This is a genomic window from Sporosarcina gallistercoris (genome assembly GCF_050459885.1).
In the GTDB taxonomy this organism is placed as follows: domain Bacteria; phylum Bacillota; class Bacilli; order Bacillales_A; family Planococcaceae; genus Sporosarcina; species Sporosarcina gallistercoris_A.
On record NZ_JBCMNO010000004.1, the window covers coordinates 12,421 to 32,595 of the forward strand.

General features: G+C 43.2%; 23 protein-coding genes. 1 reads left to right on the forward strand and 22 read right to left on the reverse strand.

Features of this window, described 5'->3' with window-relative positions; all coding sequences use genetic code 11:
* Positions 1 to 7: 7 nt before the first annotated feature.
* The 19 genes from ABE021_RS01290 to ABE021_RS01380 form a co-directional block, all read right to left on the reverse strand.
* Positions 8 to 553, reverse strand: a complete 546-nt coding sequence (locus ABE021_RS01290; protein WP_430286356.1) for a hypothetical protein — start codon at positions 551 to 553, stop codon at positions 8 to 10.
* Positions 554 to 768: 215 nt separating this feature from the next.
* A complete protein-coding gene (locus ABE021_RS01295; RefSeq protein ID WP_430286357.1) occupies positions 769 to 993 on the reverse strand; it encodes a hypothetical protein in 225 nt (74 codons plus the stop codon).
* A 95-nt stretch (positions 994 to 1,088) separates the two neighbouring features.
* Complete coding sequence (locus ABE021_RS01300) at positions 1,089 to 1,496, reverse strand: hypothetical protein (protein WP_430286358.1); 408 nt, start codon at positions 1,494 to 1,496, stop codon at positions 1,089 to 1,091.
* A gap of 62 nt (positions 1,497 to 1,558) precedes the next feature.
* Positions 1,559 to 1,834, reverse strand: coding sequence for a hypothetical protein (locus tag ABE021_RS01305; protein WP_430286359.1), 276 nt, complete (start codon positions 1,832 to 1,834; stop codon positions 1,559 to 1,561).
* Positions 1,835 to 1,904: 70 nt separating this feature from the next.
* A complete protein-coding gene (locus tag ABE021_RS01310; RefSeq protein ID WP_430286360.1) occupies positions 1,905 to 2,333 on the reverse strand; it encodes a hypothetical protein in 429 nt (142 codons plus the stop codon).
* 84 nt (positions 2,334 to 2,417) lie between these two features.
* The gene (locus ABE021_RS01315; protein WP_430286361.1) at positions 2,418 to 2,813 is read right to left on the reverse strand and encodes a DUF5071 domain-containing protein; all 396 of its coding nucleotides are present in this window, start codon (positions 2,811 to 2,813) and stop codon (positions 2,418 to 2,420) included.
* A gap of 245 nt (positions 2,814 to 3,058) precedes the next feature.
* Positions 3,059 to 3,622, reverse strand: a complete 564-nt coding sequence (locus tag ABE021_RS01320; RefSeq protein WP_430286362.1) for a GNAT family N-acetyltransferase — start codon at positions 3,620 to 3,622, stop codon at positions 3,059 to 3,061.
* Positions 3,623 to 3,732: 110 nt separating this feature from the next.
* Positions 3,733 to 4,173 (reverse strand): hypothetical protein, encoded by a 441-nt coding sequence (locus ABE021_RS01325; RefSeq protein WP_430286363.1) that lies wholly within the window; start codon positions 4,171 to 4,173, stop codon positions 3,733 to 3,735.
* A 219-nt stretch (positions 4,174 to 4,392) separates the two neighbouring features.
* Positions 4,393 to 5,952 carry an AMP-binding protein gene (locus ABE021_RS01330; protein ID WP_430286364.1) on the reverse strand — a complete coding sequence of 520 codons (1,560 nt, stop codon included), beginning with the start codon at positions 5,950 to 5,952 and terminating at the stop codon, positions 4,393 to 4,395.
* Positions 5,939 to 6,823 carry an SDR family NAD(P)-dependent oxidoreductase gene (locus tag ABE021_RS01335; RefSeq protein WP_430286365.1) on the reverse strand — a complete coding sequence of 295 codons (885 nt, stop codon included), beginning with the start codon at positions 6,821 to 6,823 and terminating at the stop codon, positions 5,939 to 5,941. Before ABE021_RS01335 ends, ABE021_RS01330 begins: the two co-directional genes overlap by 14 nt.
* Positions 6,824 to 6,968: 145 nt before the next feature.
* A complete protein-coding gene (locus ABE021_RS01340; RefSeq protein ID WP_430286366.1) occupies positions 6,969 to 7,892 on the reverse strand; it encodes a hypothetical protein in 924 nt (307 codons plus the stop codon).
* 50 nt (positions 7,893 to 7,942) lie between these two features.
* Positions 7,943 to 8,140: a hypothetical protein gene (locus ABE021_RS01345; protein ID WP_430286367.1), complete on the reverse strand. Its 198-nt coding sequence runs from the start codon at positions 8,138 to 8,140 to the stop codon at positions 7,943 to 7,945.
* A gap of 66 nt (positions 8,141 to 8,206) precedes the next feature.
* Positions 8,207 to 8,848, reverse strand: coding sequence for a hypothetical protein (locus tag ABE021_RS01350; RefSeq protein ID WP_430286368.1), 642 nt, complete (start codon positions 8,846 to 8,848; stop codon positions 8,207 to 8,209).
* A gap of 612 nt (positions 8,849 to 9,460) precedes the next feature.
* A complete protein-coding gene (locus ABE021_RS01355) occupies positions 9,461 to 9,892 on the reverse strand; it encodes a GNAT family N-acetyltransferase (RefSeq protein ID WP_430286369.1) in 432 nt (143 codons plus the stop codon).
* A gap of 245 nt (positions 9,893 to 10,137) precedes the next feature.
* Positions 10,138 to 10,755 carry a hypothetical protein gene (locus ABE021_RS01360; protein ID WP_430286370.1) on the reverse strand — a complete coding sequence of 206 codons (618 nt, stop codon included), beginning with the start codon at positions 10,753 to 10,755 and terminating at the stop codon, positions 10,138 to 10,140.
* Entirely contained in the window at positions 10,733 to 11,248 is a 516-nt protein-coding gene (locus ABE021_RS01365) for an RNA polymerase sigma factor (protein WP_430286371.1), read from the reverse strand. The genes ABE021_RS01360 and ABE021_RS01365 overlap by 23 nt, the downstream gene beginning before the upstream one ends.
* 185 nt (positions 11,249 to 11,433) lie before the next feature.
* A complete protein-coding gene (locus ABE021_RS01370) occupies positions 11,434 to 12,399 on the reverse strand; it encodes a S66 family peptidase (protein ID WP_430286372.1) in 966 nt (321 codons plus the stop codon).
* A gap of 112 nt (positions 12,400 to 12,511) precedes the next feature.
* Positions 12,512 to 13,237 (reverse strand): MerR family transcriptional regulator, encoded by a 726-nt coding sequence (locus ABE021_RS01375; RefSeq protein WP_430286373.1) that lies wholly within the window; start codon positions 13,235 to 13,237, stop codon positions 12,512 to 12,514.
* 102 nt (positions 13,238 to 13,339) lie between these two features.
* A complete protein-coding gene (locus ABE021_RS01380) occupies positions 13,340 to 13,657 on the reverse strand; it encodes a hypothetical protein (protein ID WP_430286374.1) in 318 nt (105 codons plus the stop codon).
* A gap of 357 nt (positions 13,658 to 14,014) precedes the next feature.
* Here ABE021_RS01380 and ABE021_RS01385 point away from each other — a divergent pair, with 357 nt between their 5' ends.
* Positions 14,015 to 15,610: an aspartate:alanine exchanger family transporter gene (locus tag ABE021_RS01385; RefSeq protein WP_430286375.1), complete on the forward strand. Its 1,596-nt coding sequence runs from the start codon at positions 14,015 to 14,017 to the stop codon at positions 15,608 to 15,610.
* A 23-nt stretch (positions 15,611 to 15,633) separates the two neighbouring features.
* On the opposite strand, the gene ABE021_RS01390 is transcribed toward ABE021_RS01385, so the two are convergent.
* The 3 genes from ABE021_RS01390 to ABE021_RS01400 form a co-directional block, all read right to left on the reverse strand.
* Positions 15,634 to 16,815 carry an MFS transporter gene (locus tag ABE021_RS01390; RefSeq protein ID WP_430286376.1) on the reverse strand — a complete coding sequence of 394 codons (1,182 nt, stop codon included), beginning with the start codon at positions 16,813 to 16,815 and terminating at the stop codon, positions 15,634 to 15,636.
* A 129-nt stretch (positions 16,816 to 16,944) separates the two neighbouring features.
* A complete protein-coding gene (locus ABE021_RS01395; protein WP_430286377.1) occupies positions 16,945 to 18,633 on the reverse strand; it encodes a DUF2207 domain-containing protein in 1,689 nt (562 codons plus the stop codon).
* A 130-nt stretch (positions 18,634 to 18,763) separates the two neighbouring features.
* On the reverse strand, positions 18,764 to 20,134 hold the full coding sequence (locus ABE021_RS01400) for an MATE family efflux transporter (RefSeq protein ID WP_430286378.1): 1,371 nt from the start codon (positions 20,132 to 20,134) through the stop codon (positions 18,764 to 18,766).
* Positions 20,135 to 20,175 lie beyond the last annotated feature (41 nt).

Below are 20,175 nucleotides of genomic sequence, written 5' to 3' on the forward strand. Positions count from 1 at the left end.
TAGCCTCTCAGACCACTCGTACCCTTGCAGAAAAACTGGCGACAAACACCAATTCCGCCGCCATTAGGACAATCATCAAAAAGCTTGCAGCAGAGGGTACGGTAAAGAAGAGAACGCAGGTTATAACCATTAGGATAAGCAACAGTCCAGGCACCTTTTCAAGACTCCCCACTTCCGGAAAAGTGGCATTCTCCTTACTTCGTACCGCCTCGAGCACTTCATGGAGAATATAAAAAACCATTGCCATTCCTACAACAGCAAGCAGAGTAAGAATTAGCGCTGTCATCGTGTTCACGCCGCCTGACAGCGGAATCGTCCGAATCGAATGTCCGGTGCCATTCAGTACAGCGAATCCGACACTATGGAGCACCATCACCAGTACGTAAGCCAATAACCGCCGTGCTCCGGGGATTTCCTCCCTCAACTGACGAATCCCAGTATGGATCAGCAAATATCCTGCAGCATTCGTGACATAGTAAAACACTCCCGTGTCCAACAGCTGCAGATTCGTCTTTACAAAAACGAGCACTACTCCGAGAATGAACAGATTCATTGGCTCTCCCCCTATTCCTCCACCCAATACTCCGTGCAGTCCTGACTGCGTTGTGTAAACCGATAATCGATCCAAGCCTGCGGATCAATGCAAACGTTCCATAGACAATCTGTAGTATTGCATTCACTTAGTTCTCTGAATACCACTATTTGCAACAAAAAAATCCACAGGCGCTTACAGAATAATCAGCTACCATTTCTCCTAAGTTGAAAACACTATCCGCGTAATTGGTAGCTCTCGACCAACTTTTTCATACATAACAGCACCATTCCGATAAGAAGAGCAGCAAACAGCAGCGCCGATATGCTTCCTTCCCCGAACATGGAATAGAGTACGACATCGAACGAAGGGAGGGCTGTTGCATTTAAGACAGGCAACCCTATGGCAGTTGCTAAAAGGCCGATTACAAAAAGAGACATATTACGAAATCTTTTTATCATATGAACACATCCTTTTCCACAATTTTACCATAATATCTCGGGTTAAATAACACTTTTTTCATATAATTGTTAGTAGTTTGAACTTCATATGTGTGTTAGTGATTGAATCTCCATTTAAATTTCCTGAACAGCCAGCTGCACAAACCGAAAATGATGCCGGCGGCTGTGAAGAATGCAGTAACAAGTGCGGATTGTTCCGAAAACAGCGCATGACTGCCGAAAGGTGCAAAGATTAGAAGTACTGGCAGGAAAGAAATCAGAAGACAGGCAGCGGGAAAGAGAAGGAGCGCATTATGCTTGAAGCGGCGCGCAATAAGGTAGACAACAGTAAAATAGACAGGAATCATGACCGAAAAAACCGCACTGCCCCAAAAGACAACCGTTCCTAATTCAGCTCCAATCGATTCGTTCCACAACAGCCGCAGCATCATGCTATATGACAGCAGTCCGCTGAGAAACGCCAGAACAGGCGTCAAAACTATGTATATTGCTGTAATTGCCATGCTTTTATCCTCCTCTGGGGTTTATTTGCTACTCTCAAGCCATTCATTTAGTTAAAGACTGTTCAAGAAATTATTGCGTATAGAAAGTACAGAATCGCGACCACCATATACAGATGCCACATCTTCACATGCAGAGAGACGAGCTTTGCAGCCAGCCACTCATGTCTGATCAGTCGTCTTGCAGAAAACAGCAGACAGATAACAACTAGCAGAATTCCCACTTTCAAAGGTGTGCTACCGTCCACTCGCTTGATCCATGGAAGAGCCAGGAGGATTAAAAGGGAGGAGAGCAGGAATGTGTAATCTTTCAGCCCTTTGTATTCATCAGAAGAGTTCATACCGCACCTCCTTGTCTTGTCAGCAGTTGACTTCACTGAGCTCCCTGATTGTCAACACAGGCAATTCATCTCATCTGAACAGTCTTTTTACAAGTTCCACTACTCCGAAATGTACAAGGGCACCGACTGCACCGTAGAGAGCCATAACAGGAATGGAGAACATATCACCGAACTGGACGGCGCTAAGAAGACCGGCGATACTACCAGCCCCCGTGTAAAGAAGGCTCTTGATCCACCGGGGGCTTTGTTTTGTTCTGACACTGGAATCGATATACAAGGAAACTGGAAAGGCTCCGAGAGCAAAAAACGGCAGCGAATAAAGCGCTGTTACGAAGACGGTTGGACCGAATCCCCAGGAGTCGTCAACCATTGCCATTGAATATAACGCCAGACAAGCACCGAAAAGAACGGGGGAGAGAAAGACCGCAAGCACATAGATCGCTAAGCGGTCGAAAACTCGTTTATAGGCTGTTGGTGATTCGTGATTGTGCAAACTCACTGAATTCCACCTCCAAGAGTTTCAACATGTTCTTTCACAACCCAGTTCCGTTAATGATTTCGTTGGTTAACTAAATAACTTATATTACAGGGTTTCTAAAATCTCTTTGGCAATTTCATCAAGTTCTTCCCCGTGCTCATTTTGTGTAGGATTTTCGACTACTCTTGCTAAATACTCTTTAAACTGAATTTTTGACTCTGCCGGCAATTCAATTACTAAAAAGTGTAGAATATACCACTTCCAATTATCATCATCAGAAGATAAAACATCTTGCACATGGGGAACAATCTCTTCTGGGAAGGTCAAAAGTATTTTCAACACACTTGGTGCCACTGGCCAATTTATATCTTGAATCCACTCGAGTAAACCTGGCAACAATGGTACTATTTTATCTCTACTCATTTTGCTAATCATTTCCACACGCTCAGTATCGTACTTATGTCTAGGCAAAAGATCTTGAACACTTTCGATATGTATCACTTCCTCAGATTTTCATGTATGTCTCAAAACTTTTTCTTGAATTTTATAGCACCAACTTAGCCAATCATTAAAGGGATCGCTAATCCTTGTTAAAGAACTTGTTCGCATGTTGATGTGGAAGCAATCTTCAAACTTGTCACTATTTAATATCCATTTTCAATACTTACTTGTAATTCACTCTAACTAAATGGCCTTTATGTAGATCATGCTAATACCTTCTTTTAGAATCGCGCCCTTTTAATCAATTAGCTTTTGCATTCTGTTTGTAAATACCATTTTAAGAAGACTTCTTTTTCTACAACGTTTAAAATACAAGGGGAGCCAACCTCAGTTTCTAATTTCTTATGTTCATCTAAATATTCATTTTGGACTTCAATCTTCATAAATGGGAGCTTTTCTTGGGATTTCATAGAACGTATATTAGAAATTTCAGCTCCAGCAAACACATAATCCAAATTCAATTCCATAAATGCAATATATAAGATTTCTTTTTTTGCTAATAAATTATAGCCTTGTCCCCAATATGGATGCCCTAACCAAGTACCGATATGACTAGTTTTGTTGGTATTATCAATGTCCTTTAGTGTTATTACCCCAATTAAATTTTCGCTTTCATCAAGGATAACTCTTGAATACTGCTTTCCCAATCTTTCTTGTTCCTTAATAAACTTGATAAAACCTACAGTTCCTTCAAGTGAAGTTTGATCATCAGTAAGCCCTAATGCGTCTTTTACTTGAGATGCTGACGAAAGTAGTGACATTGATTTCGCAAAAAACTCACTATGTGGAACTAATGAAATTCCGGACATACATATCCCCCCAAAACATTATTAATAATTAAATCCCTATCAAACACATTGGCCTATCGAAGAGTAAATCTTATTCCAAGACTGCACTCTTCCCAAGCCTAAAGGCCTTTTCAATATTCAACTACATTTAACCATTGGCCATCAGGACCAATAGTTATATGAGAAATTTGATTTGATTCAAATACTTTATTAATATCTATATTTTTCTTATTTATGTCTTTTAAAAGCTTGGAGACGTCAGTTTCAGAGAATATTAAGAAATCTATTGTTGAAGATTTTAAGTAAAAATCAAAAATATAATGTTTTTCCACATCTTTCATATACCCTAAAAAACCTATAGTTCTAGGGAAAATATATAATAAAGGTAAGGGGAATTTCTTTACAGTAATAAAATTGTTAGACAATCGATTAAGAAGCTCATTATCCCATTCAGGTATGATTGCATAAATAAAGCATTCTTTCTTGAAAACCCTATTAAATACATCAATGAACTCTTGCTCACCGATTTCCTCGTCAAGTAATATTTGTCTTACTTTTGGAATGCTATCCATAAGACTCATCCTCTTGTCAGCTAAAGATATTTGCATAAGTTCGTTTACATCGTAGCACTTATTCAACAACTGCTCCCAATTGCATTAATCATTTCTATCTGGTCTCATTACCAGCACGATATCTGCAATTGCACTTAATGTACAGCGCATGCGTAAGAAACAATCATGAACGTTTAAACAATCATGGTTGTTTGTTGCACATCACTTTCTAAAACTACTTTACAAACTGACACAGCCAGTTGTCATTGCTCGTAACCTTTTCTTATCCGGTTTCCCTAAGGAGGTGTACGGAATGTTACTAAGGATTATCACTTTTTTAGGCATTTGATATCGGGCAGCCCTGCCAGTTAACCAATTGTTGAAGGATTCACTTGTTAAATCATCGTTGACCGGCTCTATAAATGCACATAACCGTTGGCCGAATCTATCATCTTGTATCCCTATGACCGCCACGTCTTTTACTAAGGGATGAATCCTTATGAGTTGCTCCAGCTCAATTGGATAGACATTTTCACCAGCAGATACAATCATGTCATCTGTCCTACCGCACAAATACCACAAGCCATGCTGGTCTATGTACCCCAAGTCTCCAGTGCTGATCCAACGTGATTCCTTATTTTTCATCGACCATTTGTTCTTCACATAAAACTGCCCGATTTTTCCAACCATTACTTCCTTTTTCTTTTCATCCAGTATCTTCAGCCGACTGCCCTGAATCACCCTGCCGATTGTACACCTAGATATTGATAATTCCTCTGGAGTCGCAATACAGTTCAGACCCGATTCTGAAGTCCCATATAGATTGAACAGAACCTGACCAAGTTTCTCTTCAATGCATTGAACAAGCTTTGGATGCAATGTTGCTCCCCCGGAAGCAATACATTTCAACGAAGTTAAAACACCATCGCTATGTGTTAAGAGTTTTTCAATCATCAAAGGAACCACCGTAATCACTTCTATTTCGTGTGTACGAATAAGAGTACACACTTTTTCTGCTGAGAACCCTTTACTCAGAATTACTGTCTTCCCTAACGTTAAAAAGGAAAGCAGAATTGCGATTCCATATCCGTGATAAACGGGAGTAGCAATCATTACATTTTTGCGTTCTGTAAGATTCAATTTCGTCACCATAGTCAAAAATGGTTGGACATAATTGAAAAGCGATGGTTGATGAATCACTTTTTTCGGTTTCCCGGTTGTACCGCTGGTCAAAAGTACAATTTTTCCGGCTGACGTTCTTTTCACTTTACTGGCGACGAAGGATTCGCTACATGTCATATGATTGATGGCATGCAAGTCATCATGAAAGCTCAAAATTTTCGGATTCCGATAAACAGAATTATCCACTAGCCCACTTACTTCCTGATCATAAATGAATAGGTCGAATGCATGGTGTTTCAGTAATTCATCAAAATGGCTGCTGCCCATTTCCGTATTCAATAAATAGATATCTGCCCCTAAACGGGCTACAGAAAAGATGGCTTTGACGACGGAGGATTGATTTTGACAAAGGAACGCAACCTTTTTGGTTTTATCGATCGCGTAAGTTTGTTGTAGGTGAAATGCGAGAATATCGCATTGCTTGCAGAGTTGCGAGTAACTGATCGACTCCTGATCATCTACTATCGCAATTTTGTCTCCATGGAACTTTTCTGCGAGTTCCAATAAAATCATAATATTTACCCCATGCTTCGCGACCGACGAGGCGAATCCAGCAGCCCCCATCGGTGACAGCAATCTCATCTCTTTCAACAGGTGAGTTAGGCTACGAACCTGCATGTCGATCCCTTCTTCCGCTCATCTTCTGCATTCCAATTTCTATTGTTCTCCGGAAAAGTACGGAGGACAATTGTCCGAATGGCAGCCACCAAGGCCTATATAGTTTGCGTTTCGTATACATGGACTTGCAAATGATTATTGCTACATGTTTCGGACACATCGCCGGCATCCGGTCATATGCCGCTGTCGGTCGGATCATGTCCGTCTTTACTAATGGAAGATAGATTGAAGTAGCCGATACACCATTTCGCTGCAACTCAATTGCGACGGAACGCAACCAGTTGTCGAACGCCGTTTTGGAAGCTTGATATGCAGCCCATCCGGGAAAAGGGATTAACAAGGAATTGATGGTAGATACATTGATGACCTGCCCATTGTTTTTCTCTAACAATGGAATGAACGACAATAGCATTTTGACAGGCGCAAAGTAGTTGATCGCCATGGTTCTTTCAAAATCATGATACCTGTCCAGTGACTCATAAATTGACCGATGGATGGACAATCCCGCGTTACTGACCATGATATCCAGCCCGCCAGGCAGCGATTGAATCAGGTCTATCAGCCCTCCCAACTCATCATCCACTCGCAGGTCGGCTGTAAAGACCGTAACAGTCGCCTTGTTCTTTTCAATTTTCTCTTGGATACGCAGCAGGTTTTCTTTGCGCCGAGCGACCAATATCAAATGGACAGGATAATCTTGCAGCAGATACGCGACTTGCTCGCCGATCCCCGAACTCGCTCCTGTAATCAGAATCGTCTTCCCACGTAACTCCTGCGCCAGTTTAGTAGAGTTGAAACGAACAGGCTTAAATAAAAGCTTCTCGATGAAACTATAGCGATGAACTGAAAGCGTTTCTTTCTCTCCAATCATGGGGTTCCTTCCTTTTTAGATACGGTGATATAGATATTAGGGCGATTCTGACATAAGGGATACCAACTATTCATCTCATAGCCTATTCCGTTACTAAGTAGATGCCGAGTGAGCTATTCTTGTTCACTGCTCCGTAAACTTCTCGTCAATCAGCATATCCTGCTTTATACAAGTACAGCTCATCACCATCTAAAAACAGCAGCTGGTCCTCTCGGTTGCTGACTTCTAGAGGGATGACCGGTGTTCCATCCGGTTTGATCAGTTCAAGTTTCCGGACAGTTTCATAACGGTTGCCTCGTCGCTCCAGTTCCATAAGGATACTTCCTTCCCTCCTGTGATGGATGACCATCTTGTCACGATTCACAGCGAATGAAGTGAAATCAAGGTCATCCAGTTCATAATACGAGGATGCTTCGTCTTTTCGTATCCCCACCATGCCTTCTATGCTGAAGAAAAAATATATGTCATCGTCTGGATTACTATTTAGGGCCAGGCACTCGAAAATGTAATAAGTCGTATCTCCTTCAAGGGAATCCCACTTGTTGCCTTCTGCATCCCATCCAACGAGACCGCTGCTGCCAATCGGCTCATCCCAACCGTAGTTGCCGCATGTTCCCTCGTCAAAGTATCCTGTCCAAATCTCCTTCTTCTTGGTTACATGGACATGCATAATTCCATCACCTAAACAAAAGGAACGAACCAGTCGACCATTTCTGTCATACACACGTGCATTTTCTTCTATATTCTCTGCGCTCTGGTAATAGGAACGGGCACCGACGAGCAATATATGATCTTCATCAATAGGCTGGACAAAATGATAATTCCACGTTTCTCCTGGCAACTCGATCACCGTTTTCTGTCCATCTTTCAAGTGAATCACATGGTAGTTATAGGGTTCTTCCGTGATAGTTGCAGGAAATCGATCATTTATTAACGGAGGCTGTTCTTCCGTCAGTAAAACGAACACATCGTTATCGTGACCGATGGCAATGGAAAGCGGTATGGCGTTCTTCAATTCCTCTTGCAAATTGCCAATCGGTGTTATGGGAATTTTATGTAGAATATTCAAATTCAATGCACCCACTTTCGTATAAAAAATTTAAAAGCATACTCCACGCACTAGCACACTTTTTCTTTCTTTTCTTCGATTTTCATTTTAACCTTTACAAAGATCCCCGTGATTAAAATAATAATGCCTAGGATTCCCGCTATGAACTCGGCAATATAAAAATCCGAATCCCGTATAAAGCGAATAACAAATCCTCCACCAAAGATTAGGGTCATTGAAATGCCAAGGCTAATTAATAAACTCTTCATCGTTTCGCTCCCTCAAACCCTACCCAATATAAGGGTTCGATTTCTGAAATCAAGTTCTCTTTTCATTTAAAAATCTTTCCACCATTCATCATCTAAAATCACTCCATTTTCTGCGATAAACTCCATAACAACAGACCCATGTTGTAAATCAGCTTCGCTTTTCAACAAAGATACGAACTCATTAATAATTTTTTCGTCCTCGTCACTCTTTTTTCTAGGCACTGTAATACGGATAGTAGGATCAACATCGAAATCTTTGTAAGTTCTAGGATTATTAGGATCGATATCAAATTCACTTCCTATTTTGTCATCAAAGAAAACGTAGAAATCAGTGGAATCTTCAAGGTTCTCCTCGATAAAAGGGCTTATTTTCTTCTCTAAATCCTTGGCCCATTTTTCCGCAATATAAGTATCAACCATGTGATTCTTTTCATCATCATAATAAACTAAAAATTGCGTTTCAGTAACTGTATCCCTGACTTTGGCGGCATATTCAAATCCAAAGTTCCCCATATTATCAAACAACGTGTCATATATCACAAAATTGCTATTAAAATTATCCTTTAAATATTGTTCAGCTTGATCTTTTACCTCTTCCTCTTTGTCCTTATCCGGTTTCATACTTTGAATAAAGGAAAATACAAGTACAGCAATGCCTAATATAATTACTCCCAAAACAATAAGTGTAATTTTTAAAAATTTGTACACATAACCCCTCTTCCCGTATTTCTTGAATGCTCATCTGCTATTTAGATGTATAATAATCATTTAAGACATCCATAATTCGCTTAATATGTCATCCAATTAAATGGCCCGATGGAAGCGCAACCCTAATTCATTAAACGCACCAGTTAGTTGAATAGGCACCTTACTTGAAAGTGTTTCTGAAACTTCATTAAAGCCCTCCGTGAGTTCAGTTGAGTGGATGTTATGGACACTCATCTTGAGATTGAACTCTTGACTCTACCGGCAATTCTATTACTATAGCTTCTAAACCTCTCTCATAGACTTTGCCTAACAATCGTGTTTAACCTAAATACTCAGGCAACAGACTGCTCTTTTCTCTTGTACCAGTAAAACCAAGAGAAAAAGACGATTAAAGAAATTGCAGGGAGACACGCCGGGATAATTCTTGGCACTTCAGTGAACTGGGTAAGACATATTTGTACAAAGACGTTGGGTACCATAAGAATCAGCCACATTTTGACTACCTTGTTCTTGAAACTCAGTTCAAACTGGTTACTCATCTTTTACACCTCTTTATGTATCATTAAGTCCACCGTTAACAAGACCGCAGGAGTAAGCTCTCACTCCTAAATATTAAGATTCACCGTTCCACTCCATCAAGTACTCTCTCTGATCAGTTTGCTCATCCGTTATCTCTTCTTTGACCACAAAGGTGTTCTTCCTGTAAAAGCGTATGGCGGATAGATTCTCTTTATACACTTTCACTTGAATCGTGCTTTTTCGTCCCTTTTCAAAATCCAGTAACTGTTTTCCTGCACCCTTGTTCTGCCATTCTGTATCAATGAAGAGGGCAGCCAAATAATTGTCAACCATTGAAATGAACCCGATAACTTTTGAGTGTGTAGTTAGGACATGCGTTTCTGACATCGGGATATACTTTTCTCTCATATCCATGACTTGCGACGCCCAATAATCGGCAACGATGAAATGGTGAGCTTGCAACGATCCTTTGTACCAAATGGCAACCACGGTATCCATATCAGATTCTTCAAAAGCTCTTATCATAGTAGACCTTCTTTCCATAGAAGCGTTTTCAATATGCTAGATCTTTTCAAAACACCGTTGACCAGAATTCACTTTCAACAAAAACTTCATGTAAAAGCCAGGTATAAGCCTAACTATTCTTTCTAAATTATAACACTTATTTGTCAATTATCTATCTTTTCCCATAAATTAAAATCATTCTATCGCCGATAAAAAAAGGCAAAAGACGGAATTCTCCTTATACTGAGAGTCCCGTCTGTCATGGCTTATTCAATATATTGACCCGTGCTATAGCGAATGCCGTCTTCCCCTGTATATTTCCGCGGAGCCGTTTTTTCCAATGTGTACGTGAAGCCGTGGTTCCCGGATACCGTGATTTCATAGAGGTTTTTCTTCTTTTTAACGGTGTAATTCGGGTATTCGCCTTCTTGCAGCGTCATCTTTGCTAGTTTTGTTTGATGATCTGCTGCAGCTTCTTGGATTTCTGATTCGCTCATACCTGAACCCATTAAGGATGATCCTATATCCACGTTTTGAATATGCAGGGTATCTTCATCAAAATACAGGTAATAGGAAGTCAGGTCATTTGAACTTTCTTGCTTCATAACGACGTGGTTCCATGATTTAGTGACGTCTTTTGCGAAAAAGCCCAAGCTGTGAGAGTCCGGCTTGCTAATCATGAGGGTGACAGCTGACACGAAGGTGACGAGTAGGAGTAGGGAGATGAGTGCAGGTTTCCATTGCAGTGGTGATCGCTTTTTCCGCTTGTTTTTTTGTTGGAATATCGTTGCATGCATGCTTTCTTTTTGTTTATGGGTCGGGTGGAACGCCTCACTGAGTGTTTCCAGTTTTTCGATCATCTCATCGTCGGTATAGGGTTTCATGGCTCATGCCTCCTTTCTCGAGTTCTTTTTTGAACGCGGCTATCGCCCGTTTGAGACTCATTTTCACTTTTCCTTCCGAGCTGTCTAGAACCACGGCTGTATCTTTCGTAGAGAATCCTTGTATATGCCGCAGCAGGATTACTTGCCGGTAGCTTTTTTTCAGCTTACGAAGTGCTTCGTAGAACTGTGTTTCCTGCGCATTGAGCAGTGCCGTCTCTTGCGTGGACGGGTGACCGCCGAAGATGTGGAACTCCTTGTCGAGATAGTGTGTCAGGGGATGCTTTTTTCTGTAGTGATTCAGCGTTGTCGTGTAAGCAATTCGAAAGATCCACGTTTTCACTGCTGACCGGCCGTCGAACTGATGGCCTTTCTCTACAACTTTCACAAATGTTTCTTGAGTCAGCTCCTCTGCGATATGCGGATCGCGAACTTGCATCAAAATGTAGCTATACACTGCCCCGGCATAGTCCTCAAACCATTGTTCTGCAGACATCCTATCACCTCTCTTCTATCTACTTAGACACCGACTGTTGGAATCGGTAACGGTTTTGTCAGTCATTATTTCACACAGCGCTGAAAGATTTTCTGGGAAGTTGAAAAGTCCGCGCTTCCTATCTATATAAATGAAAATTACGCAAAAAAAGCACTGCTTTAAGCAATGCCAGTTTGAACAAAATGTTAGAACACGTTCAATTCAATGGTACAATCCTTACTATCTAAAACTGCCTCCCCACCAATCGGGAAGGTGAACATCGGTTGGGTATGACCGAAATCCACATCATAGAGAACGGGAATGTGTTGGAGCATCGGATGTTTTCCGAGGACATAGCGGATGTGCTCTTCAGAAACCTTGGATTCCCTTTGAAAACGTCCGATTACGAGTCCACGGATGTCACCAGCTACTTGCAGCAAGGAAGTCAAATCGCGCGCAAACGTCTCAGGAATGGTCATTTCATCATCTTCAATGAATACGATCGAATCCCTCAAGTCAGGCATATACTCAGTTCCTTGCAACAAGTTCAACGTACATAAATTCGCACCAAAAACACGTCCCCTTGCCAATCCCTCGTTATAGACTTTCCACTCAGTCGGTTCAAACGATCGATTCTCCTGATCCAAATACCACGAATCATCGCTCCATTGCTCAGAAGGTGTGAGCGCAAAACGTTCTTTTTGCATGAGACATTTTTTGAAGAACTCCGTCTGCCATTCTCGGTCAATGTCCATCGAAAAACTTGAAAAATGAGGTCCGGAATACGTGACCATCCCTGTTTTGGCCGTAATTGCTGTTGCAATCGCAGTGATGTCACTGTATCCACAAAACACTTTCGGATTCTTCCCGATCAGATCATAATCCAGATACGGCAGTAGCTCATTGCTATTAAATCCGCCAATGACGGTCAAAACCCCTTTGACAGCGGGATCTCTGAACGCTTCATGAAGATCCCCGACTCGGTGTTCAATGGAAGCGGAGTGGTGAAGATCCGACTCAAATGCATACTTACCGAACGTCACTTTGTATCCAAGAGATTCCAGTCGTTCTGTCGCACTCTTCACTCCCTCTTCAGACAATATTGCGCCACTCCGACTCGGCGCGACAATACGAATCTCATCACCCAACTGTAATTTAGCAGGTACGTTCATTGGCTCACAACCTTTCCATCTAGTGTCAAACTATTTAGATTCATCAATCATAAGACAATGGCCAATCGAGGTCAAACTAAAACAGGCGCCGTCAAAAAGGCACCTGTTTCAGTTAGCTATTTGATCGTGCAAACTCTTTCATCGCAACGCTCATGAAGCTAGCTAACCCCTGACCAAACTGGTCGATGTTCGTTGCGAAACGATTATCTGTCACATACATCTCCCCAAGTCCTGCGAATGCATCCAGTGAGTACGTGCCAATCGTATTCAAGAACTGATACCATTCACCGATTGCTGCTTGGGCTTCCTCAGTATCCGCTGGCAGATGGCGTACTTCAGCAAGCCGTCTGTAAATTTCATTCATTCTTTCCTGCTTTTCACTTCCGAACTGGTTCAATCTCTTGTTTGTCTCGTCGACAGCTTCTTTCCCCCACCGTTCGCGTGCTTCCTGTTCATAAGGATTCCCGTTGAAATCGAACCCTTTGAATCGTTCTTCGTGTGTCATTGTCATTACACCCTTTCCTTCCTTTATCGTTTGCTCAATCGCCCCAATCATGTCGTCGAGTTGCATCCGCTTCTGAAGGAGCATCTGCCGCTGACTTTCCAACGCTTCCAGTCGATTGAAGGACGGATTCGTCAGTATTCCCTGGATTTGTTTCAGTGAAAATCCAAGAGTTCTGTAATACAGAATCTGCTGGAGCTCAGCAAGATTTCCGTCCGAATAGATCCGATATCCCGCTTCAGTCGTTTCTGCCGGATTCAGTAGTCCTATCTCATCGTAATGATGCAGCGTTCGGACACTCACGCCCGATAGAGCTGCTACTTCTTTCACTTTCATAACCCTTCTCCTTTCATACTTTCAGTGTAAAGCCTGACGTAACGTAAGAGTCAACAACAAAACAGACTGCTTCTTGAATAGAAGCAGCCTGCCTATTTCGATTCATATACCGGTATACAAAAAGCCGAGCCCTACTAAAACGGATAGAGTTAGAAGTAATCTGCCTACGAACGCGTTTCGTTTCAACAGACTGATTGCAAGTCCTGCTATAGCACTAATCCCCAATGCCACGGCGATAGACTTTCTTGTCATTTCACTCTCCGGGAATGAGGTGAACGTTATGTAAGCAATGATAAGCCCAAGCGCTGCATTCAGAACACGGATCCCTAAATTCAAGTTGAATCGCTTCGTATACATCATCCCTTGAAGAAGCAAACCCGCTGCACCTAGTGCGATGAAAATGATCAACAGAATCCCCACGGGAACCCTCCTTTCATTGTGTAACCAACTAAACCCTCATATCCTTCCTTCCCTATTTCGTAACATGACTAACCTGGTCATCCTATTTCACTAATTGTCCGAATAATAAACTGACATCCACTGCTCATGCGAGGTAATATCGTCATAGTCCTATCACCTGGAGGGGGTCATTATCATCTGTACCCGTAGTTTTCTGACACTCGGATACTCATTCGTTCCATAACTAATTTGCATTGTTAGCGAGGCAGCAACAAGGTTAACCCTTGCTGCCCGAAGAGTACTTCCATGTAAAGTCACTGCACTCAGCTGGTTCATTACAGTATACTTAGGGTAGATTGTTTCAATAGAGGTGATTGGATGGAATTATTGCGCTCGTTACTCGACGAACCGCTGATCTTATTATTTGTTATATTGTTTTTGGGTTCTTGGTTCGGTTCGTGGTCGATTAAAGGTCTGAACTTAGGGGCCGCCGGAGTTTTGCTCGTGGCAATGGTTTTTGGACATTTCGGTTTTGCGGTTTCTCCGGTCATCCAGAATTTCGGCTTAAGTTTATTCATTGTCGGGATCGGTCTGCAGGCTGGTCCCAAGTTCTTCCGTATGCTGCGATCCAGCGGCTTGATCTTCGGTATTTTATCGTTCGTGATCATCCTATTTGCCGTCGTGACAACCATTCTTGTTGCGAAAGGGCTCCATCTCGATCCAGCTCTGAGTGTCGGATTAATGACAGGGGCACTTACGAGTACACCCGGCTTGGCCGCAGCCTTGCAGGCAACACATGATCCCCTTGCGTCAGTCGGGTATGGGATCGCCTATCCATTCGGGGTTCTCGCTGTCGTCCTGTTCGTCCAGCTGCTGCCCCGCATCGGGAAGATCGACTTGCAAAAAGACTTGGAAGAGACAGCTAATCCAATCCGGACAGCAGGTTCTCCCGTGCTCACTACGCTTGAAGTGACAAACCCTATGCTTCATAAAAGCAGTTTGAACGAGTTGAATTTCGCGCCTTATGACGCTGTCGTCAGTCGGGTCATCCGGGACGGTCATACTATGATTGCTCTAGGTGATACGATTTTGCTGAATGGAGATTATCTAGTCGTCGTTGGGAACGAAACGAAGCTCGATGGGCTGATCGCTTATGTAGGCAATCCCGTCCATACGGACCTGGAAAATCCAGATAATGTCCATCTTCGGAAAGTCACCATCGATGCCGATGAGGTTATCGGAAAAACACTGAAAGAACTACGATTACGCAAAGACCATGGGACAACGGTAACCCGCATTACACGGGAAGGAATTGAACTGACACAAAACCCGAATTTACCATTGATCCGCGGTGACGTGTTGACAATTGTGAGTACGGAACAGCGGCTCGATGAAGTCGAACAGATCTTCACCCGGAAAAAACTCACCATCACAAATTTGGATGTTTTTTCAATTAGCGTGACGCTGCTGCTTGGAGTATTGCTTGGAATGGTACCGATACCACTTCCTGGACTAGGCACCATTCAGTTAGGCACTGCGGGAGGACCGCTTTTTGTTGCTCTGATCATCGGGCATTTCGGTAAGCTCGGACCGATTCATGTCCGCTATTATGGCCCATCCAATCATGTCATCCGCGAGCTTGGTCTTGTGCTGTTCCTAGCGGGCGCCGGAACAACAGCGGGTGCCGGAATTGTCGAAGTGATTCAGACAGAAGGCGTAAAACTGATATTTGGGGGCATTCTGATAACCCTGGTCCCGATATTCGGCGGCTATTTGGCGGCACGGAAGCTGTTGAAACTAAGCGTAGTCCACTCCTTAGGCGGACTATCAGGGGGCATGACGAGCACACCGGCACTTGGTGCTTTGAATCAGCTTATCGATTCGGAAGACCCAGCGATTGCCTATGCAGCTGCGTATCCATTCGCCCTTATACTCGTTGCGATTGCCTCACAATTGATCGTGTTCTTCCTATAGAAAAGACCCTGTCCAACAGCCAATTACAATGGCTGGTGTATAGGGTCTTTTGTTGCGTCAGGTCTGCGCATCCACACGAATGCGAGTATCGCTCCACCGATGAGTACAATCGTTGCGAAGTAAAATGGATAGTCCAGGTCAATGTCGAACAGAATACCTCCTACTATCGGGCCGATCATATTCCCGATACTAGTGAACATGGAGTTCATTCCTCCGACAAACCCTTGTTCATTCCCCGCGATTTTAGACAAGTAGGATGTTGCCGCTGGACGGATTAAGTCAAATCCGACAAATACGACCATCGTTACTGCTAACACTGCAAAATAGGAATTCACTACAGTCATTGCGCCAACTAAGACAGCGGATAAAACAAGGCACAGGTAAATGAGCTTCTTTTCACCTATCCGTTTTGAAAGTCGGTCAAATAGGACAACTTGTGCAATTGCACCGACAATTCCGCTTCCTGTAATTACGATGGCAATATCGGCTGGTGTGAATGCGAATTTGTGATCGACAAACAGGCTGAAAATGGATTCGAACGATGCAAGTCCGAATGACAACACAAAAATCAGGACAAATGCGATGAAGTATATCGGTGCAAAGATCCTTTTGAATCCTGGTTTTTTCGTGTTCATCGTCTCTTCATATTGACGTTCCGGTTCACGTAACATGATGAGCGAAAAGATGGCAGCAAAAAGCGCCAGACCCGCTGCGAAGAAAAACGGGACCCGAGTACCGAATGTCGCGAGAAACCCGCCGATTCCCGGACCGAGGATGAATCCGGTGGAAATCGCTGCCGACATGTAACCAAGCGCCTTCGCGCGGGTTTCGTTCGTAGTGATATCTGCAATGAAGGCTGTGACTGCAGGCATGATGAAAGCTGCACTTACTCCCCCGACAATCCGGGATGCAAATAGGACAGACAGCGACTGGCCGACTGCAAACAGCAGTTCCGATGCACTGAACATGACAAGTCCAATGACAATCATTTTCTTTCGTCCAACTGAATCCACCCAACGCCCTGATAATGGAGATGCGACAAGTTGCGCGACTGCAAAGAATGCAACTAAATAGCCGACTACTTTCCCTGACAAGTGCAATTCATTCATTAATGTGGGCATTACTGGAATTACGAGACCTATGCCTAAGAAAGCAATGAGTAAATTTGTTAATAACAACCATAGTGTAATAGATGATTTTTTCATATATTCCGCTCCTACAAACAGTATCGACCTGAAAATAAGTTATTTTCTCATCTTATCACGGTTATTTGGTGTAACAAAGCTAATTGTTCAAAAGAACCTTGTCGGTGTGACCATTCCTTGTCGCAAGGGTTAAAAAGCTCCGGCGCCTCCACCACCTCCGCCGACCCCGCCTCCTCCTGAAGATGTAGAAGAGGAGGAAGTAGTGGACGCTGCCACTGCACTATCCGCACGGTTCAATTGCAAATAGGCATATGAGCCAATCGGGAAATAATACATGATCGGCGGTACGTAGCCACGCTCATATAACGAGTCCGGTTCAACCAATTTGTTTTCATCCATCGTTTTTGTCCCGATCCCGAAAATTACAGCACGCTTTTGCTCATCATCCAGTTGTTCACTCAAATCAGCGCCCGATACTTCAGGCAGCCGCTGTCTGAAAGCGTCCCATTGATGCTGGATTCCATGCCCTTTGACTGTTTTAGGAGCGTATAACAATCCAAACAATACAAGCAATAAACTTGGGAAAATGGAAAACAATAGCCACATCGGCTGATCGTAGATTCCGAAAAAAATCATTGGTGGAACGAGTAAGAATCCTACTAGAACAGATAGGATACGCACTCCCTTTGCTCCCCCTTTCAGATTGTTTCCATCGATTTCTTCCTTCAAGGCTTTTTCCCAAGAGCTTTGGAGCGTATTATACTTTTCCACTTCTTTCCGAACGGATAATTTGTCTCCCTCCAATACATTCAAATCTTTATAGGAAAACGTTTCGCCGTCACCAAACCCATCGAATAGCCACTCGATGAGCAAGCGCTCGTGCTCCTGTTCGGTATCGCGGCTTATGACGCGAAATGCCTCTTCTCCTTTTTTCTCAATGTACCCTTTTCGAAGTAGATCCAACAATGCCGTCGTTTGGACTTGTGTACTTTCCACATGAGGTACAGTATATCTGAGCGTTGCAGGCAGGCTCATAATCGCTTCCGGAACGAAGTAGGCTTCCGGATATTGTAGGTCGGCTTGAATTTTCCGTTGACGTTGTAAGCGTAAAGCATATCCACCAATCATCAGCAGAAGCAGCACTGCGCCTCCCACAATATACGGCGCTGTCTGCCCTGATAAGTTGTGCATGTTGTCGTAACGGGCTTGAGCGGCTGCTAGTGTCGCTTGCTCCTGCTCCAATTCGGAACGGATTTCTTTGTCACTTGCGGCAGCAATACCGGCAAACAAGGATGCGGCATATCCCACCCGGATGTCCGCATTCGTCCCAGCAGACACTTCTCCAAGTTTAAAGATGACATTCCCTTCTTCATCAGTTGTTCCAGCTCCTCGAGCTGCATCGTACCCCATAGCAATGACGTCATCCGTCGCTTGAGGTGGGTGAATGGAAATCATTACATTTTCAAAATCAGTTTCGTTGCGATCGTCAAAAAAAGGCCAGTAAAATTGAGCCATATCTGAATGTTTCTCTACACCGTTGATAATCATGTAGGATAATTCAATAGAGACAGTTTCGTCTTTTGACTTCCTATGAATTTTATAACTGCCTTCTTCACCTTCGATTTTCAAGGACTTCCCATTTTCTTCAGCATGAAGATCGCGGATTTCGCTACCTTCTTTTGGATATAAATCTCGCGTAATCCCATTGAACGAGCCCTCAAATTCATACGTTAACTGTTCCTTCACTTGCACATTCCCATCCATTTCAAGATGGGCATCAATCCTAAACTCTTTAATCGTATAGTCATCTGCAAATGCTGGAACCGGATAGGCAAGTAATAATACGAACATCACCATGCTTATCAAAACTTTTTTCACGTCCATCACTCCCTTCATTCTATTACGAAATACCCCCGTTATAGTTTCAAATTTCGCTATATTGTTCCCTCTTCCCTAAAATCCGCCAATTTAAAAGCGTCCCATCCATTTCAGGATAGAACGCTTAACATTATTCACCAACTTGAATGACCTGTCTGGAAACTCTTCTTCCTAGAAACCATGCAAGCACCAGAGTAAACGTGTCCGCTACCGGAATCGCCATGATGACCGCTAACGCCGGAGCGACCGGTATGGAAAGCCATTGAACTAGAAATGGCATGGCGAAAACAAGCGGTATGATGACGAGTACTTGTCGGAAGCCTGCAATGAGAAGCGATTGACCTTCTCTTCCTGTTACTTGAAGCAATGTAATCATCGTGTAGGTGATGCCGACGAATGGGAACGTGATGAACACCATTTTCATCATTTGAAGGGCTTCTTTTTGTAAGATCTCATTTGTCGAGAATACTTCTACAATGGCTGAACCCGCCAGGAAACAGAGGATTGTAGCGAAACCACCATATCCTACGCTCAGTAAAATGGTGTTCACAGCGGTTGAACGTTGTTTTTCCGTATTTCCACTGCCATTGAAGTACGCAAGAATCGATTGCACCGATTGGGTGAGCCCAATAATCGGCATGAGAAGCAACATATACACTTTGTTCGCGATATTCCAACTTCCGATTTGTGAGCTGCCTGCCCATGTCAGTAGCTGATGATTGACTAAAAATGCTGTAACTCCAGCGAGAGACTGCAGAACGGTTTGAACGGATCCGATTTTCACCAGACTCCAAGTGATCGTAACCATCTGTTTCATCGGTTGCGGACGATAGGTGAACCAGTAGCCTTTTCTTTTCATCCAGACGATCGCAAGCGCTGCACATACAACTTCACTAATAAGCGTCCCCAGTGCAATCCCTAGGATTCCGAGTCCGAAGCCGAAAGTCAGTACCGCGTTTGCAACTAGATTGATGGCAACTGAGAGGGTAACTATCACCATTTCCGTTTTCGGATGTCCAAATGCCCGAACGACACTGGTCAGTAAGTAACCGAGCGAGCTGAAGATATTACTAATGAGGATCACTCGCATATAGACAATCGCGAGTGCTAGAACTTCTCCAGTTGCGCCCATCTTCCTAAGTACCGGTTCCAGGAAAAACCAAAAAGTGATAGAAATTACCGTATTTAAGAAAAGTGTCATTAGGAAGCCGGTTTGCACATGGGAATCGAGTGCATTCCGATCTTTCTTTCCAAGTAATGAGGAGACCATGATTGCTGTAGAAATCGCAAAAAGCGATTGAATTGCTACAAAAACACCTAACAGTGGTGACACGAGTCCCATTGCAGTCAGCGCACTTTCACTCGCATTGCCAAGATGTCCAGCAAAAGCAGTATCCACAATGCCTGTCATGAGCTCGACGATGAGTGACAGAATCGCAGGCAGTGAAAATATAAAAATCAGCCGATTGACCGAATAACGGGTATAAATGGATTCTTCCATCCAACATCCCTCCAATACCCTTAGTCTATCCGAATAACCGG